General features: G+C 67.3%; 27 protein-coding genes and 1 pseudogene. 16 read left to right on the top strand and 12 right to left on the bottom strand.

Annotated elements, in window-relative coordinates; genetic code table 11:
* The first annotated feature begins 181 nt into the window (after positions 1-181).
* The 9 genes and pseudogenes from ACFYXF_RS03785 to ACFYXF_RS03745 all read left to right on the top strand — a co-directional run.
* A complete protein-coding gene (locus tag ACFYXF_RS03785; RefSeq protein WP_389348455.1) occupies positions 182-1,405 on the top strand; it encodes an ATP-grasp domain-containing protein in 1,224 nt (407 codons plus the stop codon).
* Positions 1,402-2,559 carry an MFS transporter gene (locus ACFYXF_RS03780; protein WP_389347805.1) on the top strand — a complete coding sequence of 386 codons (1,158 nt, stop codon included), beginning with the start codon at positions 1,402-1,404 and terminating at the stop codon, positions 2,557-2,559. Before ACFYXF_RS03785 ends, ACFYXF_RS03780 begins: the two co-directional genes overlap by 4 nt.
* On the top strand, positions 2,556-3,194 hold the full coding sequence (locus tag ACFYXF_RS03775; protein ID WP_389347803.1) for an HAD-IA family hydrolase: 639 nt from the start codon (positions 2,556-2,558) through the stop codon (positions 3,192-3,194). Before ACFYXF_RS03780 ends, ACFYXF_RS03775 begins: the two co-directional genes overlap by 4 nt.
* Positions 3,195-3,231: 37 nt before the next feature.
* A complete protein-coding gene (locus ACFYXF_RS03770) occupies positions 3,232-4,077 on the top strand; it encodes a DUF317 domain-containing protein (RefSeq protein WP_389347801.1) in 846 nt (281 codons plus the stop codon).
* Between the two features lie 33 nt (positions 4,078-4,110).
* On the top strand, positions 4,111-4,977 hold the full coding sequence (locus ACFYXF_RS03765; RefSeq protein ID WP_389347799.1) for a hypothetical protein: 867 nt from the start codon (positions 4,111-4,113) through the stop codon (positions 4,975-4,977).
* A gap of 21 nt (positions 4,978-4,998) precedes the next feature.
* Positions 4,999-5,859: a DUF317 domain-containing protein gene (locus ACFYXF_RS03760; RefSeq protein ID WP_389347797.1), complete on the top strand. Its 861-nt coding sequence runs from the start codon at positions 4,999-5,001 to the stop codon at positions 5,857-5,859.
* Positions 5,860-5,879: 20 nt separating this feature from the next.
* Positions 5,880-6,356, top strand: coding sequence for a hypothetical protein (locus tag ACFYXF_RS03755; RefSeq protein ID WP_389347795.1), 477 nt, complete (start codon positions 5,880-5,882; stop codon positions 6,354-6,356).
* 32 nt (positions 6,357-6,388) lie between these two features.
* Positions 6,389-6,586: a hypothetical protein gene (locus ACFYXF_RS03750; RefSeq protein WP_389347793.1), complete on the top strand. Its 198-nt coding sequence runs from the start codon at positions 6,389-6,391 to the stop codon at positions 6,584-6,586.
* Between the two features lie 36 nt (positions 6,587-6,622).
* Positions 6,623-7,506: pseudogene (locus ACFYXF_RS03745) on the top strand (transposase); the annotation flags it as partial.
* A gap of 165 nt (positions 7,507-7,671) precedes the next feature.
* Here ACFYXF_RS03745 and pepE read toward each other — a convergent pair.
* From pepE to ACFYXF_RS03715, 6 genes are all read right to left on the bottom strand, one after another.
* On the bottom strand, positions 7,672-8,412 hold the full coding sequence (pepE, locus tag ACFYXF_RS03740) for a dipeptidase PepE (protein ID WP_389347791.1): 741 nt from the start codon (positions 8,410-8,412) through the stop codon (positions 7,672-7,674).
* Between the two features lie 8 nt (positions 8,413-8,420).
* Positions 8,421-9,071 carry a LysE family translocator gene (locus tag ACFYXF_RS03735; RefSeq protein ID WP_389348454.1) on the bottom strand — a complete coding sequence of 217 codons (651 nt, stop codon included), beginning with the start codon at positions 9,069-9,071 and terminating at the stop codon, positions 8,421-8,423.
* A gap of 19 nt (positions 9,072-9,090) precedes the next feature.
* A complete protein-coding gene (locus tag ACFYXF_RS03730) occupies positions 9,091-9,900 on the bottom strand; it encodes a hypothetical protein (protein WP_389347789.1) in 810 nt (269 codons plus the stop codon).
* 22 nt (positions 9,901-9,922) lie between these two features.
* The gene (locus ACFYXF_RS03725) at positions 9,923-10,213 is read right to left on the bottom strand and encodes a hypothetical protein (protein ID WP_389347787.1); all 291 of its coding nucleotides are present in this window, start codon (positions 10,211-10,213) and stop codon (positions 9,923-9,925) included.
* Between the two features lie 150 nt (positions 10,214-10,363).
* Complete coding sequence (locus ACFYXF_RS03720) at positions 10,364-10,546, bottom strand: hypothetical protein (protein WP_389347785.1); 183 nt, start codon at positions 10,544-10,546, stop codon at positions 10,364-10,366.
* 415 nt (positions 10,547-10,961) lie between these two features.
* Entirely contained in the window at positions 10,962-11,861 is a 900-nt protein-coding gene (locus ACFYXF_RS03715; RefSeq protein WP_389347783.1) for a hypothetical protein, read from the bottom strand.
* Between ACFYXF_RS03715 and ACFYXF_RS03710 the strand changes: the two genes are divergently transcribed.
* The 7 genes from ACFYXF_RS03710 to ACFYXF_RS03680 all read left to right on the top strand — a co-directional run bounded on the left by ACFYXF_RS03710 (position 11,860) and on the right by ACFYXF_RS03680 (position 16,533).
* Positions 11,860-12,204: a hypothetical protein gene (locus tag ACFYXF_RS03710; protein ID WP_389347781.1), complete on the top strand. Its 345-nt coding sequence runs from the start codon at positions 11,860-11,862 to the stop codon at positions 12,202-12,204. The two genes, ACFYXF_RS03715 and ACFYXF_RS03710, sit on opposite strands and share 2 nt — an antisense overlap.
* On the top strand, positions 12,191-12,997 hold the full coding sequence (locus ACFYXF_RS03705; protein WP_389347779.1) for an alpha/beta fold hydrolase: 807 nt from the start codon (positions 12,191-12,193) through the stop codon (positions 12,995-12,997). The genes ACFYXF_RS03710 and ACFYXF_RS03705 overlap by 14 nt, the downstream gene beginning before the upstream one ends.
* A 107-nt stretch (positions 12,998-13,104) precedes the next feature.
* A complete protein-coding gene (locus tag ACFYXF_RS03700) occupies positions 13,105-13,914 on the top strand; it encodes a helix-turn-helix domain-containing protein (protein WP_389348453.1) in 810 nt (269 codons plus the stop codon).
* A gap of 296 nt (positions 13,915-14,210) precedes the next feature.
* Positions 14,211-14,588 (top strand): hypothetical protein, encoded by a 378-nt coding sequence (locus ACFYXF_RS03695; RefSeq protein ID WP_389347777.1) that lies wholly within the window; start codon positions 14,211-14,213, stop codon positions 14,586-14,588.
* 113 nt (positions 14,589-14,701) lie between these two features.
* Positions 14,702-14,986, top strand: coding sequence for a hypothetical protein (locus ACFYXF_RS03690; protein WP_389348452.1), 285 nt, complete (start codon positions 14,702-14,704; stop codon positions 14,984-14,986).
* Between the two features lie 82 nt (positions 14,987-15,068).
* On the top strand, positions 15,069-15,755 hold the full coding sequence (locus ACFYXF_RS03685) for a DUF317 domain-containing protein (RefSeq protein WP_389347775.1): 687 nt from the start codon (positions 15,069-15,071) through the stop codon (positions 15,753-15,755).
* 394 nt (positions 15,756-16,149) lie between these two features.
* A complete protein-coding gene (locus tag ACFYXF_RS03680; protein WP_389347773.1) occupies positions 16,150-16,533 on the top strand; it encodes a hypothetical protein in 384 nt (127 codons plus the stop codon).
* Between the two features lie 160 nt (positions 16,534-16,693).
* Here the strand turns inward: ACFYXF_RS03680 and ACFYXF_RS03675 are convergent, their stop codons facing one another.
* The 6 genes from ACFYXF_RS03675 to ACFYXF_RS03650 all read right to left on the bottom strand — a co-directional run bounded on the left by ACFYXF_RS03675 (position 16,694) and on the right by ACFYXF_RS03650 (position 21,153).
* Positions 16,694-17,116, bottom strand: a complete 423-nt coding sequence (locus ACFYXF_RS03675) for an NUDIX domain-containing protein (RefSeq protein ID WP_389347771.1) — start codon at positions 17,114-17,116, stop codon at positions 16,694-16,696.
* A gap of 169 nt (positions 17,117-17,285) precedes the next feature.
* Positions 17,286-17,978 carry a hypothetical protein gene (locus ACFYXF_RS03670; protein ID WP_389347768.1) on the bottom strand — a complete coding sequence of 231 codons (693 nt, stop codon included), beginning with the start codon at positions 17,976-17,978 and terminating at the stop codon, positions 17,286-17,288.
* Positions 17,979-18,080: 102 nt separating this feature from the next.
* Complete coding sequence (locus ACFYXF_RS03665) at positions 18,081-18,530, bottom strand: hypothetical protein (protein ID WP_389347766.1); 450 nt, start codon at positions 18,528-18,530, stop codon at positions 18,081-18,083.
* 81 nt (positions 18,531-18,611) lie between these two features.
* Positions 18,612-20,345, bottom strand: coding sequence for a relaxase/mobilization nuclease domain-containing protein (locus ACFYXF_RS03660; protein ID WP_389347764.1), 1,734 nt, complete (start codon positions 20,343-20,345; stop codon positions 18,612-18,614).
* Positions 20,342-21,004, bottom strand: a complete 663-nt coding sequence (locus ACFYXF_RS03655; protein ID WP_389347762.1) for a plasmid mobilization protein — start codon at positions 21,002-21,004, stop codon at positions 20,342-20,344. The genes ACFYXF_RS03660 and ACFYXF_RS03655 overlap by 4 nt, the downstream gene beginning before the upstream one ends.
* The gene (locus tag ACFYXF_RS03650) at positions 21,001-21,153 is read right to left on the bottom strand and encodes a hypothetical protein (protein WP_389347759.1); all 153 of its coding nucleotides are present in this window, start codon (positions 21,151-21,153) and stop codon (positions 21,001-21,003) included. Before ACFYXF_RS03650 ends, ACFYXF_RS03655 begins: the two co-directional genes overlap by 4 nt.
* Positions 21,154-21,287: the final 134 nt, after the last annotated feature.

Below are 21,287 nucleotides of genomic sequence, written 5' to 3'. Positions count from 1 at the left end.
ACAGCGGGGGACACCCGCATCGGCCTCAAGCCCCGCTTCGAGTGGGGCGGCACGTTCGCGCTGTGTCGCCGCACCACGTGAACCGACGGCGGGTCACCAGACCAACCCTCCTCCCTGCACGCCTATTTGGAGCCCTCTGTTGCCGCTTCGCCCCGTCGTCCTCATCGCCGCCGCCGCTGGCATGGAGGCCGAGGCGTACCGCGCGTACTGCCTTGAGAACGTCGCCGCCCACTACGACGTCGCCATGGTCACCGATGCCGAACCGACGTGGGAACGCCCCTGGCTTCTGGACTGGGAGGTCGCCGACCCGACGGACCAGACGGCACTGGCCGCCGCTGCCCTGTCCCTGTCCGAGCGGCATCCGGTGGCCGGGGTGATGACGTGGACCGAGTGGTACCTCGTGCCCGTGGCCCGCCTCGCCCGCCGACTCGGCCTGCCCACCGCCGGCCCGGAGGTGATGCAGGGTTGCCGCAACAAGGCCACCTCCCGGTCCCTGTTCGCCCGGCACGCCGTGCCGTCGGCGGCCTCGATCGGCGTTCGCACTGTCGAGGAGGCGGCCCTCGCCGCGCAGGACATCGGGTACCCGGTCGTCCTCAAGCCCGCCGCACACGCGGCCAGTATCGGTGTCATCCGGGCCGACGCCCCCGAACAGCTCGGCGCGGCCTACGAGTTCGCGAACCGGGCGGCCCGGCTGGGACGTGAGAGCCGCAGCGTCCTGGTCGAGGAGTACCTCGACGGGCCCGAGGTCTCCGTCGAGTGCGTCACCTACCGCGGCGAGACCACCGTGGTAGCCCTCACCCACAAGAGCGTGGGGCTGGCACCGTACTTCGAGGAACTGGCGCACTCGGTCGAGGCGGCCGACCCGCTGCTCGCCGTGGTCGCCCCGGCCGCGCGGGCGGCGATCCGCGCTCTCGGGATCACCGACGGCGTCAGCCACGTCGAAATGCGCCTGGTCGACGGCTGTCCCCGCCTCATCGAGGTCAACGGCCGTCTGGCCGGCGACATGATCGGTCACTTGGTGAGCCTCGCCACTGGCATCGACCTGCCGCGCGCTGCCGCCGACATCGCCTGCGGCCGAGCCCCCGACCTCACCCCCACCCGCGCCTCGGCCGCCGCGATCCACCTCATCTACCCGGACACCTCCGGCACCCTCGACCGTCTGGCGTACGAGGGGCAACGCCCGCCGTGGCTGGAGCGGATCCACTTCCACCGCCGTATTGGCGACGAGCTGGTTCTGCCCGCAGACGGGGGCGACATGTTCACCGCCCGCATCGGCTACCTGATCACCACGGGGCCCACCACCGACCTCACTCGATCCCGTGCCGAGCATGCCCTGAGTCACCTCGACGTCCACATCACACCCCGCCCGGCCAGCCCGTCCGCTCCCGCCGAGGGGGTGGCATGAGCCGTCCGCCTGTCTCCGCCCGCCGCGAGCGGAGGGTGCTGATCGGCTACTTCCTGGGCCTGGGCGTGGTGATGGCCGTCTGGGGTGCACGGATGCCCGCCGTCCAGCACGCCGCCCAACTGAGCACCGCGCGCCTGTCGTTGGTGCTGCTGGCCGCCGCTCTCGGGATGGTCGTCGGCCTCATGAGTGGCGGTCGGCTCGCCCGGCCGGAGCGGCTGCCCGCTCTCACGGTCGGCGGTGGGGCCGGCCTCGCCGGATGCCTCGCCGTCCTGGGCCAGTGCACCACCCTCGCCTCGTTGCTCCTGGTCGCGCTGGTCTTCGGGGCCGCGCACGGCATCCTCGACGTCGCCCTCAACACGGCGGCAGTGCGCTGTCAGAACGCCATCGGCCGGCCCGTGATGGCGTCCCTGCACGCCGCGTACTCCGGCGGCGCCCTCGCCGGTGCCGCCCTCGCCGCCGCGACAGCTCGTATGCCGCACACCACCCTCTTCCTGGTGACCGGACTGGTTCTGGCCGCGACCGTGCTCGCCACCGCGTCACGCGCCCGCGCCCTGACCGGGGCGGGGCAACAGGCAGCGTTCACCGGGCACGGGGCCGACGACGGTGGCCGGGCGTTGCCGACCGCGAAGCTGTGGCTGCTGGGCGCCCTGGCCGCCGCGATCCTGCTCGGTGAGGGTGCGGCAGCCGACTGGGCTGCCGTCCACCTGGACGGCCTGCACGCTACGACGGCGGTCAGCGCCATGGCGTTCGCCCTCTACAGCGCCGCCATGATGGCCGGACGGTTGATGGGCGACGAGTTCACCGCCGCCGTCGGCGCCCCCACCGTGGTCCGGGCCGGCGCGCTGCTGGCCGCGGCCGGGCTGGCCACCGGCGCGTCCGCTGACAGCGTGCCGCTCGCGCTGGCCGGGTGGGCCGTCTTCGGCCTCGGGCTGTCCACCACCATCCCCTCGCTCATCACCGCGGCCGGGGCCGGCGGACCCACAGCGGTGGCCACGGTCTCCGTCACCGGCTACCTCGGCCTGCTCGCCGGACCCGCCCTCATCGGCGCCCTCGCCAGCGCCACCTCCTTGTCCACGGCCTTGCTGCTGCCCGCCCTGCTCGCAGCCGCCGTCGCCGCTCTCGCTCACCGCGCCCTGGAGAACCCCACCCCTTGACCCGCACCACCTCCGCACACCCCGGTCTCGACGCCGCGATCCTCGACTACAACGGCGTCCTCGGCCGCCAGCCCCGCCATGGTCAGTGGCAGCACCTCGCCCGCACCGCCAACTGGCCCGAGCAGGACCTCGCAGGTTTCCAGGACGCCGTGTGGAGCGCCCGACCGGCGTACGACGCCGGGCAGTTGAGCGATATGGCGTACTGGGCGAAGATCCTCGGCGCCCACCCGGGTCCGCGTCTGCTGCGCCAACTGCGCGACGCCGACACCGACATGTGGACCACCACCGACGACCGCGTCCTTGCCGTCCTGGAGCGCGCCCATCAGAACGGGATGCCGTTGTTTCTGCTGTCGAACGCGCCCGCCTACTTGAGCGATGTCCTCGACGCCACCGACTGGTGCCGTCGGCTCATGACCCGCGCCTTCTACTCGGCCCGGCTCCAGACGAACAAGCCTGACCCCGCCGCCTATCGGCACGCCATGGCCGCGACCGGAGCCCGTGATCCGCGGCAGGTGCTGTTCGTCGACGACCGGGCTGAGAACTGCCAGGCCGCCGAGCGGCTGGGCCTGCGCACCCTGCACTACACCGGCCGGATCGCCGACCTCGAAGCAGCACTGCTGAACACCCCCGGCTGAACCGCCTTCCCGAACTCCCTTACCCCTCAGGACGCTTGTGCCCTCGAACGACGACCTTTGGATCGGCGGAGACGTCTACGTCTCACCCCGCTACCTCGCCGGACTGCCCGGACACGCCGACCCCAGCTTCACCTCTGTCTCCCACTGGCCCCACCATCATCTCGACGCCGGGCCGTGCCAGCTTGTCGTGGTCTCGCCAGACCACCGCATCCGCATCGGATGGTTTGGCGACGACCACGACACGTGGCTGATCAGCGCGGCCGAGGATGCCGTCTCCGTTGCCCGCTGGACGGCGCGCATCAACCAGAACACGCCGCCCGAGATCGCCGAAGGACTCACCCGCGCCCTCGCCGCCGAATGGGACGAAGACACCGACTCCTTCCTCGTCTCCCGATCCCTCTACTGGAGCGACGCGGTGCGGCCGTTGCTCGACGCGGGCTGGAACCGGAAGCCCGTCTCGCGCGGCACGGTGGAGATCGTCTCCCCGGACGGGCTGGCCGGGGCGAGCATCGACGTCGTCAGCACGGGACCTGACGCCGAGGTGGTGACCTTGTGGGCCGGACCGCCGGGCTGGGGAACCCGCGCCGAGGCGACCTTCACCGCACGCACGCCGAAGCATCTGATCGCTGCCACCGCCGCCGCTCTTGCCGACCCCACCCCCTTACTCCGGTACAAGGACTCACTCAAACCACAGCTCGCCAAGCTGGCCCAGCTCACTCCCGTAGCACCGTCCCGCCATCCGGTGCCGACGCCGCTGGACATCCAGCGTGCTGCCGCAGCTCGCCGCCCGGCTGGCATATCGGCCCGAAGCGTGTGCCGATGGACCACCGCCTCGCCTCCGCCCGCACCGGCCATCGGCCCTCACCCTGGCCTTCGCCGTTGATCCACACGATCCACTCACGCGGGAATGAGCGACATGGCCCTGCACGCTGAGAAGTTCTTTACCGAGGAACTCGCCCTCACCGACGGCACCGTCATCGGTGACATCTACTACGCCACCCCCAAGCCGGACACACCGCTGCGCCTGCGGATCGGATTCTCCCGCACCATCCGCGCCGACGAGTACGACGGACTACGGCTGCAGATACTCCACGCCGAACAGGGCGGCGTTCTGGACAGCGTGCACCTCGGGTTCGCCGACCACGGGACCTTCCGCAGCCGCGACGCCGCCATGGGCCGTGCCCCGGGATACGACGGCTACGCCAAGATGCGTGACTGGCACGAGCGCGACGAGCCGCCCTGGCAGGGAGCTTCGACCACCAAGCTGCGCCGCGCGATCGAGCAGTACACCCTCCTGTGGTTCCCCCAACCCCCGGCAGCAGCGCGGCCGGACAAGGCGGCGTCGCAACGGACCCTGTCCGGTCATCCGCCGGCGCCGGAGCCGAACGGGTTCTGGCTGGTGGATCCCGACTTCCGGGCCCGCCTGCGATCGGCCACCCATGTTCTGCTCGGCATCGTCGCCGACTGCCTGAATGACGACTTCCGCCTGATCCAGGCCCTCGACGGTTCCCGCTACCACGCCGCCGAACTCCTCGGCATCCCGAACGAGTTCGGCGTGCTGGCCGAAGCCGAAGCCGCAGCCGAGATCGTCGGACTCGGAAGCGGCTCCCCCTTCGCCCCCGCCGTAACCCGGGCCCTGGTCCTCCTCGACCAGCGCCCCCTCGACGACCAGGAACGGGCCGTGAGGGCCGCACTGCACCGCCGCGCCACCACCGCGTCCGCCCTCCGCCCGCCCGTCCCTGCACCGATGCCGCCGTCCACGGAATCCACCCGCACCCGCTGACCCCCTTGCACCAGGAGGCCTGTGCCACCCCACGACGACACCATCGACGGTGACACCTACGTCCTCCCGCGCCATCTCGCCCTCGCCACCCTGAGCGGAGATTCCGCCCTCGAACCGCTGCTCCGCCTGGGCTGGCCGCTGACCTACGACGAGGGTGGCAACCTCTACCTCAGCGCACCAGACGGCTCGGTCCGTCTCGGTTATCTCTCCGAGGGCCCGGACGACGGGCTGTGGCGGATCAATGCCTACGAGGACGTGTTCGCCGCGCCCACCTGGGGCGCGTGTTTCAACGACCGGTGCCCCACCGAGTTCGTGACTGCCTTTACCACCGCGCTCGCCGCGGCGTACGAGCAGGGCACCGACGCCTATCTCGCCAAGCCGGTTCGCGGCAGTATCGAGAGCGACTTCTTCCTCGCCTTCGTGCCGCTGATGAGGCGTAACTGGCAGATCGACCATCCCCGGTGGGGGGTGTTCGCGGTCGGATCGAGCGACGGGCTTGCGACGGTGGAGTACACCACCTGCGACCTCGATCCGGCGGCCGAGCTGACCACCCGCGAGGCCCGCTGGCACCTATGGGCTGGGAACTCCCCAGAGCGCCCCTTGTGGTACGCCACCGCCAGCACCGACACCTCCACCGCACTGGTCCGCGCGGTGACCGAGAGCGTCTGCGACCCCACGCCTCTGTCTCGGTGGAGACAGGAAACCCACACCTACGCCGAGGGGTTGGCCCAGCTCACTCCCATCCTCCCGCTCGACCCGCCGACCCCGACACCGCTGGACGTCCGGCGCATCGTCTTCCGAGACCCGGCTCCACTCCCTCCTGCCAGCGTCCCGCGCCGGAGCACCACCAGCCGTTCCGCCCTGCCCGACCCATGCCGCTGACCCCACACCGAAAGCCCCAAATGTCGTTCCGCGCCCGCGAGTTCTTCGCCGAGCTGATGCTCCCCTTCACCCACAGCACCGTGGTGGGCAACACCTATTACGCCACTCCCACCACCGGCAGCCCGCTGCGCCTGTGTATCGAGTTCACGCCCACCGTTTACGCGGACACCTACGGCGGACTGCGCGCGTCAGTCGTCCACGCCGACCGGGGTGAGATCAATGCCGTCGCCCTCAGCTTCGTGGACCACGGCACCTTCCACCGTCGCGACGAAGCCCAGAACACCCCCACGGACAACTCCACGTACGGGACCTTCAATACGCGCTCCCACCGGGCCGGCCAGCCTCCGTGGGAGGGAGCCGTCACCACCGGGCTGCGCGAGGCGATCGAGCACTACTGCACCGTCTGGTTCCCCGGCTCTTGGCCGGCATCCCCACCGCCCCGGACAACGGTCCGCCCTCCTCACCAGGCACCTTCTCCTGCCCGCCGAAGGACCTGACCCCCCAACAAGGCCAAGGAGCCCCCCATCTCGTGCGCACCCGTACATTCCGCAGCAACCTCTGGCCGACCGTCCTGGTCGGCGCAGTCGTGGCTGGCGCACTCGCCTGGGCCCCGGCTGCTACTGCCTTGCCGGCGGAGCCGACCCCCTCGCCGACGACCACCGGGACCCCCGACGACGTCGGCAGCGTCGCTATCCCCAAGAAGGATCCGGTCGGCGACGTCATATAGGGCGCTACGTTCATGCTGATCGACGCCGTAGGGCACCCGTTGCACACCGGCGACGAGACCGTCGCCGACCTCAAGATCCTCACCGGCCGTCGCGCGGACCTGGTCGCCGACCGTACGCGGACCGTCAACCGGCTCCGCGCCCAACTCACCGGCATCTTTCCCGGCTTGGAACGGGCACTAGACCTCACCAACACCGGCCCGCTCATGCTGCTGACCCGGCTACCAGACCCCGGCCTCCCTGCGCCGGACAGGCAAGGAGAGACTCGAGACCCGGCTGCGTAACCGCAAGGTCCTCCGTTCTGACCGGCTCGCCGAGACAGCTCCGGAGGCCGCCGGACGCCAGCACACCAGCCTGCCTGGCGAGAAACTGACCGCCCAGTTGGTGCACACTCGCGCGGGAAGTGATGGCCCTCAACCAACAGGTCGCCGAGCTCGACAAGGCGATCGAGGCTCGGTTTCGCGAACATCGGGACTTCGAAGTGATCACCAGCATGCCCGGTCTGGGCGTGATCCTCGGTGCCGAGTTCCTGACCGCGACCGGCGGCGACATGAGTCTCCTCGGCACTCCTGACCGCTTCGTCGGCTTCGGCGGCGTTGCTGCCGTTCCCCGCGGCTCCGGGAGGATCAGCGGCAGCCTCGGCCGCCCACGACGCTACAACCGCAGGCTCCAACGAGTCTTCTACATCTCCGCGTTGTTCAGCATCCGTCACTGCGAAGACTCCCGCCGGTTTTACGAACGCAAGCGAGTCGAAGGCAAGCGCCATATCCAAGCCGTCCTCGCCCTGGCCCGTCGCCGGGCCAAACCCGCAGCCGGGAATGAGCATTCAGCACTTTTCGACTGTTATTCCTTCGCCACGGCCATCGAGCACCTCTGCAGCACCGGAGCCACCTTGCCCGAGGGATGCCTGCAAGGTCCTTGACGGCAACCTTTCAGCTGCCCTGATCGGTAGGGCACTGGCCGTCGTCTGCGAAGTGGGCGCGTCCGGATGACCGGGGAGCACCAGGCACTGGCCCCGGACCACGTCTCGCTTTGCCTACTGGCCAAGGCTCATGCGGCGATGGACGGAGGCGCGGCCATACACCTGTCATGACAAATGATAGGCCTCTCGTAGATCGAAGCGAGCTGGAGCCTCAAGTAGTTCGCTGAGATCGGCGTTCTGACTGAGCTCCTCAGGTGGAGAACCACGCCGGAAGAGAACACCTCCCGCTTCAGAGCCGCCGAGAGTCAGACGGCCAGAAGATCGCCGGAGCCACGTCCCCTCTCGCACCGCTACAACAGGAACATCATTCTCCTCAAGGAACTCCTCTAGCCGCTTGGACCGGGTTTCTCCCATGTGCGAGCTATCGAGACTGCGCTCAACATAATGAGGATTTATCTGAAACGGCACCAAGTTCAGGGCGCCGAAAGTCGGTGGCTCGACAATTGGCATGTCGTTCGTGGTGCGCAAGGTAGGACAAGCCATGTTCGTTCCTGCGCTTGATCCTATGTAGGGGACGCCGCCGCGGACGCGGTCACGGATGATTCTGGTTAGCTCCTTACCATGCAGTTCCTTAAGTAGGCGGAAACTGTTTCCCCCTCCGATGAATATGGCTTTCGCTTTTTGAGCAAGATCAACCGGATCGCCGACGTGTGCGCCTATCACTGTTACCCCTAGAGGGGTTAGAGCTTCGGCGGCTTCAGCGGTGTACCCAGCATGATCAGCCAAGGCAAACGGGACGAACAAGACCTCGTTTGACCCATTCAGTATTTCCGATATCGGCTCCAATGCGTGTTCCAGAAACTTCCGCCCGAACGTTGTGGAATTCGACAACAGAAGCAGTTCCATGGCGCCCCCTAGGAGAAAATCACAGGAATGATTAGCTTTACTCCAAAGATAATGACGACCCCGCCAGCGATGCTGTCCAGGCCGCGTTGGACTACTGGCTTGTTGAGCCAATGCCCCATAAGACGGACGCCCAAGATAAGCAGGCTGAACCAGATGACATCGATGGCATTGTGAATCAAGGCCAGGAGTAGGCCCATCAGGAAATGAGGTGCGTCGTCAGGGATGAACTGTGGCAACATGGCCATATAGAATAGTCCGAACCGCGGGTTGAGCAGGTTCGAAAAGAATCCTCTTGACCAAGAGCGAAGAGCTGATTCCGCGGCCGACGTTGAACCCATCCGTGCGGTGCCGGAGGTCTGCGCAATTCGCCCTCGATTCCTAGCGCGTCGAAGCATGCCGATCCCCAGCCAGATCAAGTAAGCGGCGCCGGCGACGCAGAGCACGGTGTATGCGGTTGGCGAGGCCGCGAGAATCGCACTAGCCCCGACAGCAGCAGCCAATCCCCAGCACAGCACTCCTACACTGATGCCGAAAACAGTGGCGTATGCATTACGTGTCCCCTGGCTTGCAGCCGCTCGGAGGACGAGAGTCGTGTCCAACCCCGGAGTAATAGTCAGGACTGTAGCAACGGCGACGAAGGCACCGATCTCGGATTCCATGCTCACGAGATGTTTCCCTTTACGGCACAAAGAGGATATAGCTGGCCAGTGTGGCTATGGAAAAACCGATTATTCCACGAGGCTTCAGAAGCGCAAATGCCATGTGGAGCGCTATGCCGATGGCTATGGCCCAAGGGCGAGCTTGCGGCACGAAGAGGGCGATTGGGATCGCTACTTCTAGCATGATTGTCGCCTGCGCAGCCAGCTTCCACTTCTGGAGGCCAGTAGGGCTGTCATTCAGTACTTTCAACAGGGGGCGAGGATAGAAGAATTCCCTGTAGGGCAGCAGACCCTTCACCTCTTCTGCGCCATGCACGAATTGCGCGAGCAATAATCCGCTCATGAAATGAGGTGATCGAACCTTCAGCCAAACCCCATTCCAGTAGAGGTCAAGGGTTATCAGTACCGCAAGGAACTGGGCCCATGTGTTTGCAGAGGAAGTCTGATGAGAGATTGTGAGGCCGCTACCGAGATTTCCGGCCGGAAGCAGAGAAGCAACCATCAGGGCAGTGTAGATGGTGTTGTAGCGGTACTCGTAGATGAGTTCATAGAAGAGTCCCCCCAGCACCAAAGGTGCAGATACTCTTGGTAAAATGCCACAGGCTAAGGTAATGCTTGCGAAGAGACGGATTATGATTACAGGCCGGTAGGTGGCACTGATCAGGTCCGCCTGTTCCTTATCCATTCGACGCTGTAAAACATAGTGGGTATATCCGCCTCGTTCGAGGCGGTACCATCCCCGATTTGCAAGCGCGAGTGAGAATTTGGCGAAGCATGCGACACCGATGAAGATGCGGAAGTACTGCATCCGGCTCTCGGATGTCGGCACCAAGAAACCTGATGTAATCGCGTCAAGAAACCACATGACCATCTTTAACTTTGATTGGCTTTTCTCCCTCTGCGCACAGCATGCGGCCGGCTCCGTTCACTCGACCACGCTCGTTGGATATGTAGTCAACTACTAGCTGAAGTTCGCTAGGTGATATTGCAAACTCCCCCGATGGGAGGACATCGAAGATATTCACGCTCTCGGCGACTTCGTCATCTCCAACCCTAAGATTGACGATCACGGAGCAACCGATAGTGAACATTGGCCAACTAAGAATTTTCCCTGATTCACGGAGGAAGCCGACCCAGATCATCCTCAGGATGATGAGCACTGTTACTGAAACCTGTACTGCACTTATCAGGTCAGATCGCGCCACCGGAATCCTTTCATCCTGAATATGGCGTCGTGCGGAGTAAGCCAGCCGACCCGTATTCACGGGTCGGCCGGCCCTTTACCCGGCGACTCAGTGGTCGCGGCGCTCCGCCTTGGCCGGGTTGGCGAGGGTGAGGCCGCTGATGATCTTGACGATCTTCTTCATTTCATCCTCCAGTTGGTTATGCGATGTGCGCTTCGCGATTCCCCGCTTTCGAGGGAAGCGCATGATCCCAACACCAAGAACGTAAGAGGTGCCAGCATTGTCGGTCAAGCACACAGAAAGAAAACGTTGAATAATACATCTATGTTCAATGCGGGCCAAATCGGGTCCATTCGGTCACGCTTTTGAAGATTTCCAGACAGCGCTTTCCGTCAAGGGGTGGCCAAAATATCGGCACTCTCAGTTAACCTCGCGTCAATCGAATGCAACCCGCACCGTCACCTCTGGTGGAACTGGCGGCGGGCTGCGGGTTACGGTGCGTAGCCACTCTTGCTCTAGGGCAAAAGTATTTCCAATGCTTGGCATGTGAAAGGTTTTACTCAAGAAGGGGGGTGGGCCTATGCGGTGGCTGGAAAATGAAGTCTGAGACATGGCTCGATGTGAACAGCCAATGCGTGTGTGTCGAGTTCAGGACAATGAAAATGGGCGTCACCCTGCCCACCGCGGGGCAGGGTGACGCCTCTTGTTAGGAGTGGCGTGCATCGTGAATTCCCAGGTCATGGGTCTGGTGTGTGGAGATTCGGCTACTCGCGCCGGACGATGGCCGATGACCATGGCGTAGATCATCGGGCAGGTCCTGTTCCGGTGGGATGCCGAGTACGGCTGTGTCCGCGACCGACCGCCGCCCACGATCCGTCAGTGAGTTCTTAGAGGGCGGTATGAGGCATGATGCCCGATTTTTCGTTTCGTGCGGGACGGGCGGGCAGGCCGTGGCGACGTCGGTCGGCTGCGGCTGCGGCTGCGGCTGTGGCCGGGGCCGGGTGAGCAAGTCTTGCTCGGTCTCGGTCAGGATCCCGCGGCCGGCCAGCCGCTTGGGCTTGAGGCGGACGTTGTTGATGTTGTTGGTCGCGACCGCCAGGTCCTTGGCCTCGCACACCTGCCGGGCCCGCGGCGGGTGGTCGGCCGCGGTGAACACCGTCATGATCTGCTGGTAGGCCGGATGATCCGGCAGCTTCGGTGCCGGCGGCGCGGGCGGCCCGGGGCCGGGCAGCCCCGGCAGTGTCTTGCGGGTGATCCGGACTTCCTCGGCGGCCCGGCCGAGTCCGTCGAGCCGTGCGGTCAGCTGCGCGACCTGTTCCCGCCTCGTCTCGGCCTGTGCGGTGATCTCGCGTTCCCGCTCCTCCAGCCGCGCCGGCACCGCGCCGAGCGTCAGCTCCCCGCCGGTCACGCGGTGCGCCAGGCCGGTGTGGTCGCCCCGGTCAGCCGACGCAGTACCACCGCAGTCATCGCCCAGCTGCAGAACACCCGGGCCCAGATCGCCCTGATGCGACCCGACCCGCAGACGAGGGCGCTGTGGGAGATGTTCTCCGACCTGATGGACCTCGACGACGCCCACCGGTACGTCGCCGACATCGCTCGCCGGCATGGACGTCCGGTACGACCTGGGCGACGACCACCGGCTCGTCGGCACCCTGTGCCCGGACATGAAGTTGACACTGGAGCGGCCCGACCCGGACGTCGTCACCGCGGTGACCGGGTCGGCGGACCTGCTGCCTGAGGGGCGTGGGCTCCTGCTCGGCCTCGTCGACCGCGCGGAGGTCCGCGACGCCGCGGCCGCGTGGACCGGACGGGTCGACACCGTCACCGCCCGCGGAAGTCCTGCCCGTCGTGGAGACGGAAGCGCCTGGGGATCGTTATCCCCGCGGCGACATTTGTACAAGACGGAGAGTCGGTGGCCCCGGCATCGTCCTGTACATGGGCAACTATGACGTCAAGCACGCGCACGGGATACACGTGGTCCATGACGGCCCGCGGCAGGCGCCGCCGCTGGTGCTCATCCACGGATCGGGGTCCGCGGGCGGCTCCTGGAGCCCAGTGGTGCCGGCGCTCGCCGGCCGGCACCACGTCATCCGGGTCGACCTCCCGGGCCACGGCCACTCCCCGCCCGCGCCGTCGTACGACGTGCCTGAGCAGGCGGGCCGCCTGGCCACGGTGCTCGATGAGCTCGGCCTTCGTCCGGTCACCGTGGTCGGGCACTCCAGTGGTGGATACATCGCCACCGCGCTTGCCGAACAGCGCCCCGACCTGGTGGGTTCGCTCGCACTGATCAGCAGCGGACCGAGTCCCGACGCGCTCCTTCCGCAGCCCGTCCTGCTTCGGGTCCTGACTGCCCCGCCGCTCGGTCCGTTCCTGTGGTCGATCCGTTCGGACGCGATGCTCCGCAGGGGGATGACCTCGGTGTGCAACCGCCCGGTGGACGTCCCGGACGACCTGGTCGCCGAGGTACGGGGCATCGGCTACCGCACGTTCAGGACGGTGCTGCGCCGGAACACCGCGTACATCACTGAGAGGAGCGTGCCCGAGCGCCTCACCGCCCTCGACGTCCCGGTCCTGGTGATCTTCGGCGCTGCCGACCGCCGCTGGGATCCGTCTTCGGCGCACCACTACGACACGGTACCGAACGCGCGCGTCGAGCAACTGCCTGACGTCGGGCACCTCCCCATGCTCGAAGTGCCGGAGACGACCAGCAAGTTGCTGCTGGACTTCGCGGCGGCGCGCTGACGCCGATCGCCTACCCTGGTGCTGTGTGGTCCACCGAATCTCCCCCTGACTGGGCGTCGGTGGAGGTCGCCGTCCCGCGGCAGTCAGGTCGGCTGCCGGGGATCAGCATGGCCGGGTTCCGTCAACGTGTCCCGGCACGCATGGACATCGCCATGGTCGCGCACCCATCGGTCACCGTGCTCGTGGACCTGAGTGAGAAAGACGGCCTCGTCCACAACGCCCACGGGCGATGCGAACACGGCAGCGTGGTTGTCGGCCTGGCCCCCGGCGACTTTCGGGCCGGCGGCCGGGTGGCTGGCCGGGGCGTCGAGTGCCTCCAGATCCGGCTGTCGCCGGTTGTAGCGGTTGCGGTGCTCGGCGCATCGACCGAACTCGGCGGGACGGTGGTCTCCCTGGAGGCTCTCTGGGGTCGCGACGCCGGCCGAGTCGAGGACAGGCTGCGCGCCACCGCGTCGTGGGACGAACGGTTCACGATCGCGGTGGATGTCCTTCGTCGACGACTGGATGACCGCCCATCGGTTGATCCGGAGGTCGCTTTTGCCTGGTGGCGGATGTACACCAGCCAGGGGCGGGTGCGAGTCGGCGGCCTGGCGGACGAGATGGGATGGAGCCGTAAGCGCCTATGGTCCCGCTTCCGGTCCCAGATCGGCCTCACACCCAAGCGCGCCACCCAGCTGGTGCGCTTCGACCACGCCGCCCACCTTCTCGCGGCAGGTAACGCCGCCGCCCGGGTGGCGGCCGCAAGTGGCTACGTCGACCAGTCCCACCTCCACCGCGAGGTCAAGGCGTTCACCGGGGCGACGCCCACCGTCCTAGCCGCTGCGCCGTGGCTCGCGATCGACGACGTCGCATGGCCGACTTCGTTCGCGGACCTGACGCCGTCATCGCGTCCGTTTCATCAGGTTCGGGCGAAGTGAGAGCAGGTCTCATGCACGGAGCAGGCGTCGTCTTTCAGCGCGTGCCCGGATGAGAGTCGGACAGCACTAACGAGAACGTGTGGGAATCCGGCAGTTTCCATGAGACAGGACATCTGCGAGTCTCAGCTCTGTGTCGGATCCGACTTCCATCCGACATCGACCGTGAGATTCCGACACGGGAAATGAGATCCCACAAGATGACAAAGGGCAACAGTTCGCCGGGGGCAGACAGGAAAGAACGCGTAAGGGCTGGCCAACGTTTCTGAGGCATGTCAACGTAGACGAATTCCCGGAAAATGCCAGGTCAGAGAGGTGGTGTCGGTGACCGTGGGGTCGCCCAGCCCGGATTCGATACCACGGTTGAGGCGCCGCGACTCGTGCTCCTGGACGCTTGGCCCGGTCAGTCGACGCTGGTCATCGACCAGTTCACCGACATCGACTTCAAGCTGGTTGTCGACGACCGCACCGATGTTCATGTGAATGGCAAGAACGGCAGAATTTACCGCGGCTGGTTCCCGACGGGGCGACCGGGCACCGATGGTGAGGGCTGGGCATTCGTGGTCACCGGTTCCGCCAAGACCTGCGGCTACCGGATGCCCTTCGACCCCGAGACTTCCGCAGAAATCGTCGCCGCGGCTGCGGCCCAGGTACTGGCCACCGCCCAGAAATGGTGAACGACATGGCGGGGCAGTAGCTGTACCCCGGGTCACGCCGGTACCGCTTGCCTGGCTCCGGGGCATTCTGTCCGCTACGTGAGGAGAACACCGTGGATCTACACGAATCTGAGATGACCGTCGGCGACCTGGTCGGCCTTCTGTCCGCCTGCGACCTTGGGGCGCCGGCCCGGCTCGCCATCAATCCTCTGTTCCCCATGGCGCATCGAGTCGGTGGGGTGATCGCTTCTGAGGATGAGAATGGTCAACCGATGGTCTTCGTTGCGGAGGCCATCGATGCCGAGCAGATCGGCCACCTTCCGCCGGACGTCGCCGTCGCGCTGACCTGGCACGAACCGACCGAGGCTCCCCCGCGCCGCCGGCGTGCAGCGACCTCGTCGCGCGACGGCAGCAGCTGAACCATTCCACGACTACCTTACGGAGGCGCCCCTGCACCCGCACCATTCCCACGATCCCTACCAATCCGATTCCCCGGATCCTGTGTACTGGGTGACCCCGCGCCATCTGGCCGGTGACGACGATGCTCTCGCCGAGCGGATCGGTGACCTGCTGATCGGCATGGGCTGGCGCCTGTGGCCGACCTCCCGCCACACCCTGCTGTACGTCAGCCCGGACGAACTGCGCGGCGCCGAGTGGATCCTTGCCAGCTACCCTTTCGAACTCGGCGGACTTCCCGTGGCCTGGCAGTTGTCCGCCCGGGCGGACGCTGCGAGCGTCCTGACGGAGTGGAACGCGTACTTCACTCCTGGCGTCCCGCACGAAGCCCTCGCCGACCTCCTCCTCGCGCTCGACGCCGGGGACCTGCCCGACACGGGCTTCGGTGAGCCGGACGTGGTCCTGACCACGCTGGTCGCACAGGGCTGGATGCGGGATGTGGACCGCCCCGCGACGACCGTAACCGATCCCGGCTTCACCTCCAGCGTGTCGCTGGAGGAGGTGCCTCCGCTCATCGAGGACGCGGACCCGCGCCCCGACTTGATGGGTTGGCAGGCATGGGCGGAACCCGTCTTTGGCGCCCCGTATCTGTGGTGCGCCAGCTTCAGTGCCAGCTTCCCTCACGATTTGGTGGCTGTCTTCGGGGCTTCCCTCGCTTCCTCGGTTCCCGTGCCCCGGCGCACTCTGCCCGACAGGGCACGGGAGCGGCTCACCGTCGTACGCCGCGACTGACGAATCATCACGAGCCCGCCCACTTCGATGCCTCACCCCTTGGAGGTCTGCTTCCCCCTGTCCTTTGATTCGGCTGTCCATCTCTCCCACCAGAGGGACCGCGCACCACGGCGCGCCGCTCAGTACGAGCCGTTGACGGTGTGCTCCACGCACTCGACCGATCTCGCGCCGATCGGAGAGAACACGACGCACTCCCTATGTCAGGCGTATACGCGCGCCTGCCACATCCCAACCACTCCGCCGTACCCCGGCGGTGAATCCGGCCTCCGGCCCGCCCGGCACCGGCAAGAGCGCCATCGCACACCGGGCGATCTAGGGCCGTCGGCTGGGCCACTGCGGCAAGTCGTTCGATTCGCGCTCGACGTCCGTCCTGTGGGTGCGTGCCATCTGCACCGTGCTGGTGCCGGCGCTGGAACGTCTCCATCGCCTGGCGGGCGAGGTGAGTGTGCCCTTCGGCAGCGCATGCTTGTGGGAGGAGGACGTGTTGTGGGCACCCCACGGCCGAGGCAACCTTGTCACCGGCCACCGCCGGGAGCTGGCGGCCTTTCGGGAAGGTGCTGCGGACCTCAACTCCAGTGACGTCTATAGCCTGTTCGGCTGTCCGGGCCGGCATCACGTCATGGCCGTTGCCTACCCCCCTCCGGGACGGCAGCTCGCCGTCCTCGCATACATCCCGAACGACGACGAGATCGTGGAGCTGGGCATCCACGGCGACCGCCTGCTCATCATCGAACGGCCCCACGACCTGCCGGAGGCGAGCATGCCCGCGCTGACGTGACCGCGTGCCGTGGGCACGCACCGGCCCGCCAGGCTCGTGCCTGGCCGTGCGCCAAGTCCACTCAGTGTTCTCGGGGCCCGCCCCTCACCTTCGTCCCGGGTGAGCGGCGGGCCCGCTTACGTTGCACGCACGGATGCTCGGACGATGCGCGTGGCCCGGGTCAGGCGGACGAGGGTGGCAGGCGCAGGTTGAGCTGCTCGACGTAGTGCCGGACATGGGGCGGCATCAGCTCAGGCAGCGCGTCGAGCGGGAACAGGCGTAGGGCCTGGCCTTCGCCGAGGATCAGTTCGTTCTCGACGCCGTCCCAGACCACGACGAACACATGGGGCGGCGTCCTACCTGTCTCGTACGCGGTGACCGTCACTTCCTCGATCACCTTCGGAACGATGCCGGTCTCCTCAAGCAGCTCACGCAGGATCGTGTGGCGCGGTGTCTCGTCCGCCTCACGGCCGCCGCCGGGAAGTGACCAATGCCCAGGCCAGGCGATGCCGGCCTTGTCGTCCCGCAACTGCAGTACGACTTCACGGCGCGGCGTGGTGACGAACGCGAAGCACCCGCGGGTCTGCGCGGGACGGTTCACCACTTCGGTGCTCCTTCTGTTTCTGCCTCGGGCGACGCCAACGGCCCGAGCCGGAGGCGCACCGCGGCGCTCGCGGTGTCCAGCGTCCGGCAACACGGTAGTGCTGTACGGCGAACGTCCCGTCCCCCTTGCTCTTGGGCAGGGGGGACGGGACGCGCCGGAGCGCCGTGTGTCAGCGGGCCAGCGCAGTCCGGACGGCGTCAGCGAGGTGGGCGTCGACGAGAGTGGGAGACCCGGAGAGGATCACGAGGATCGTGCCGGTACGGATCGCCGTCTGCTTGACGACGCTGCGCTGTCCGCCGGTGGAGTAGATGAGCAGCTGGCTCCACTGCTCGTCGCCCAGGTCCGGGGTTGTCGTCTGCTGGGTACTCATGTCGATGACGCCGCTGCCTGACACGAGCTGGTATGAGGGGCAGGAGGTCATCGCGTCGAAGATCTCCGTCACGCCCGTCGACAGCCTCGTCGCGGTGTCGCTGTACAACTCCTCGGACACCTCGGACACCTCGGACACCTCGGAGTCGCTGGCGTCGGCGTAGGTGAAGGATGCCTTCGCGTGTCGGGGGAAGGACAGGCTGTTGCCGGTCGCCGCGCTGTTGCCGAGCTGGGCCAGCGCCGGGCAGCCGATCACGGTGACATCGTCCTGCGTGGCCGGGTGCTGCGGCTTGCGGTGGTAGCCCGCGCCGAGGTCGCTCTCGTCGAGGAGCCTCTTGGCGAGCGCGGCCGAGGACAGCGGCGCAGAGGCCCTGTTGTCCGAGCCCGACGGACTTGGCTCGGCGGGGGTGTTGCTGCCGGTCGAGCAGCCGGTCGTCAGGAGCAGAGCAGCGAGTGTGCTGAGGCTGAGGACGCTCGTGTTGGGAAGGCGCATGTGAAACCCCTAAGTGGCCTGCGAAGCGGGCGGGTTGACTGGCCGGTCCTCCGGATGCCGGCAGGGAGAAGGGGAGTTGGGGTTTCCGGGGTTTCGTTGGCCTCAGTGGCCGAGGTGGCGCAGACCCTCTTCGAGGGTGGGGTGGAAGTGGTCGACGGGACCGGAGTTGCGGTTGAACCAGACCGGGTCGAGGCGGTGCTCCGGCGTTGTGTGGCCCGCCTGGCAGCGCAATTGGATCGTGTCGTCGCTCATGTTGAAGATGATCCAGTCCCGGTAGGCGCCGCACTCGGGGCACGCACGGACTTCGCCGTCGATGACGAGCGGTGTCTGCCAGCGCATCATCAGGCCCTCGACCTCCTGACGTGAGGGGACCCGCAGGTCCGGCGGCAGGAAGTCGGGCACCACCGTCTCCGTCGGGTCCGGAGTCGGAGCCTGGTCGGCAGCGGGTGCCGGAAGCTGGAAGCCGGGGTGCGCTTGCGCGGTGTGCAGCAGGGCGTGGCCGGCATGCTGGGCTTCACGGAATTCCCGGTGCGCACGGGCACGTCGGAACATTCGGTCTCCTTCTCTTCGTCTGGCGGGCCACAAGGAGAGTGGTTCATGCGGCTGACCTGCTGCAACTCTCGGACTCCGTAATCAGCGGGCCTTGTTGGGCCCTTCGCCACGGACTGTTGCTGGCGTTGCCGTACGGCTCGCCGTACGGGCTGGGGTGGTGCTGGAACTGCTGGGCATCGTGGTTGTGTCGGCGGGTAGGTCGGCAAGGCGGCGCAGCCGCCATACGAGGACGTCGCTGATCGAGTCGGCGGTGTCCAGCTCGCGCCGTTCGGCGGCTTCGGCGAGCAGGGCGCCTGGGTCGTGGCCGGCGTTCTCGGCGTCGGTGAGGGTGGCCGCGAGGGTGTACCAGCCCGGTTCGGCCAGGATCCGCTCGGCCAGCTGCGGTACGGCCGCCCGCAGGCGGGCAGCCTGCTTGTGCCGCAGAGGTTGCGACAACTGTCGGCCCCGCTGGTACAGCACGCCCAATGGGGCGCTGGCGGCGGCGAGGTAGGCGGTGCGCAGGTGTTCGGCGGCTTGGCGGGCGGCGGCGGCCTGCTGGGCGTGGTTCTTCTTCGCGTGCCAGTGAACGGCGGCAGTGACGAGGAAGAACGCCATGTCGATCAGCATCGCCGTGGTCGCGCCGTCCTCCCCGCGCCCGAGCGCGGGTCCGCTGTGGACGAGGTCGCGGGCGGCTTCGCGCAGCGCGCGGTCGTGACCACGTTCGGCCTGGACGTGGGAGCGAGTGGCCCGTTCGAACGCGAAGGCCGCGTCGCGCAGTTGGGTGCGGGTATGGGTGGCGGAGGTCTGGGCGAGTGAGTCCAGGACCTCCCCGGCCGCCGCGATCTGGGCGGCCACCGCCGCGTCCCGGCCGTCGTCGATGACCAGCAGCGCCTGCCATACGGCTGTGGTCGCGCGCCGCCGTGCAGTTGCCGGGCCGCTCGGCTTCAGGGGGGTGGCCTGGTCCGGGGACGTGTCGGCGCCCGAGGTGGGGGCGTCGGTGTTGCCGGAGATGCGCTTGCGGATGCGGGGCAGGGACAGGTCGGGGGAGAGTGTGGAGCCGGCGTAGAAGACGGGTTCCTGGATGTGGTTGCGGTCGTCGGGAAGGGCGACCGTGTAGCCGAGCAGGTCTCCCGAGGGGGCTGTGCGAGTGCGGATCAAGACGCCGGAGTCGGCCAGGCGGTCGAAGAACTCCTTCTCGCTGGTGGCGCCGGCCACTGCCTGCCGTACGGTCTCGCGCAGTTCCTCGCGGGCGGGGCGCTCGCGGCCCTCGCGTTCGGCCTTGTGGCGTTCGGCGCTGGTGGGGCGTCTGGCGGCGGTGCCGTCACCGGTGTTGAGCTGTTTGAGTCCGTACTCGGCTTCGATCAGCCGAGCTTCGGCCTGGGCGCGGGCGGCGTCGTTGTTCAGGCGTGGGCGACGTCGGTCCTCGCGAACAAGGGTGGCGACGATGTGGATGTGGTCGTCCGCGTGCCGTACGGCGGCCCAGCGGCATCCCGCGTCGTCGCCGTCAGGGGCGATGCCGGTGGCTGCGACCATCCGCCGGGCGATGTCGCCCCACTGCTCGTCGCTCAGGACGGGGTCCTCGGGGGCTGCGCGGACGGACAGGTGCCACACGTGGTTCTTGGGCCGACGGCTCGTGGCAAGGGCCTGTACGGGCATGTCGAGCTGCTGCTGGAGGTCGGCGTACGTGGCGTTCAGGTCCCGGCCGGGATCGGGGGCGAGCGGGTCCCAGGCGGCGACGAGGTGCGGGTCGATGTGCTCCTCGTGGGTGCCGGGCCCATAGAGGTAGTAGAGCAGGCCGATGGTGCGCTGCCCGCGCTTGTGGACTCGGGGAATCACGTCGCCGTGGTCTCGTTCTGAACGTAGTCCTGTGTGAAGGCGTCCACGCGGCGGGCCGCGCGAGTCACGGCGTCGAGGACCGCGAGGGTGTTCGGGGCGTCCGCTCCCGAATTCAGGGCCCTGGCAACTTGGTTGAGGTTGTTGCCGATGTGGCCGAGGTGTCGGCGCAGGGCGAACAGCTCGTTGAGTACTTCGCGTTCGGTGGCGATCTCTGCGGCGGTGCGGTCGAGATCGCGGGCGGCTGTGAGCGCGGCGTGGGCGAGGAAACTGGCGACGCTCATACGGCAGGCGGACGCGGCGCGGGCGAGCAGTTGGTACTCGTCGTCGTTCATGCGGCAGCTGGGCTGGCGTACGCGTTTGTGCTCGTCGAACAGGCGCTCGCGCTGCTGGACGTGGGGCTTCGACGGTGCGGTGTGATCGCACTGGGTGGTGTGGCAGGAGTGTGTGCCTTCTTCCCCCGGACGCGAGCCGCCCTCGGCCGCGTCCTGCTCGTTCGGCGCCCCCTGGTGCCGGACGACTCCCGCCACCTCGGGGGCGGGGGAAGCAAGAGCATTGCTCCCGACGGGAGCAATGCTCTTGCGATAACTTGCTCGCGCGGTAAGCGAGTTGGGATCCGGCTCATTGAGGGTGGGGGCGGGGCTGGTAGTCGGGTTCGTCATCGGGTGCGGTTCCTGGTGCTGCGGAGGCGGTACTGGATTTCGGCGGCGAGGCCGACCATGGCGGCTGGTCCGTCGAGGACTCGAACGCGCGTTTCGAGGGTCTCCTGGACGAGCCACTGGCCGTTCGGGGCGAGAACCACCGCGTGCACGAGTTGGCGGTGGACCAGGACGTCCGCCCAGGCGGCGGCCTCGGCGGCGGAGGGGGCGTACGTTCGCAGATGCGGGAGTCGGATGGCATTCCTCTCTGATGGAGGGGCGGTGGCCCGGTGTGGAGCCGGGCCAC

Source organism: Streptomyces sp. NPDC002680 (genome assembly GCF_042889145.1).
Classification (GTDB): Bacteria; Actinomycetota; Actinomycetes; order Streptomycetales; family Streptomycetaceae; genus Streptomyces; species Streptomyces adonidis.
Note: the sequence above shows the minus strand (reverse complement) of the source record. Positions and strands in the feature narration are given on the sequence as shown.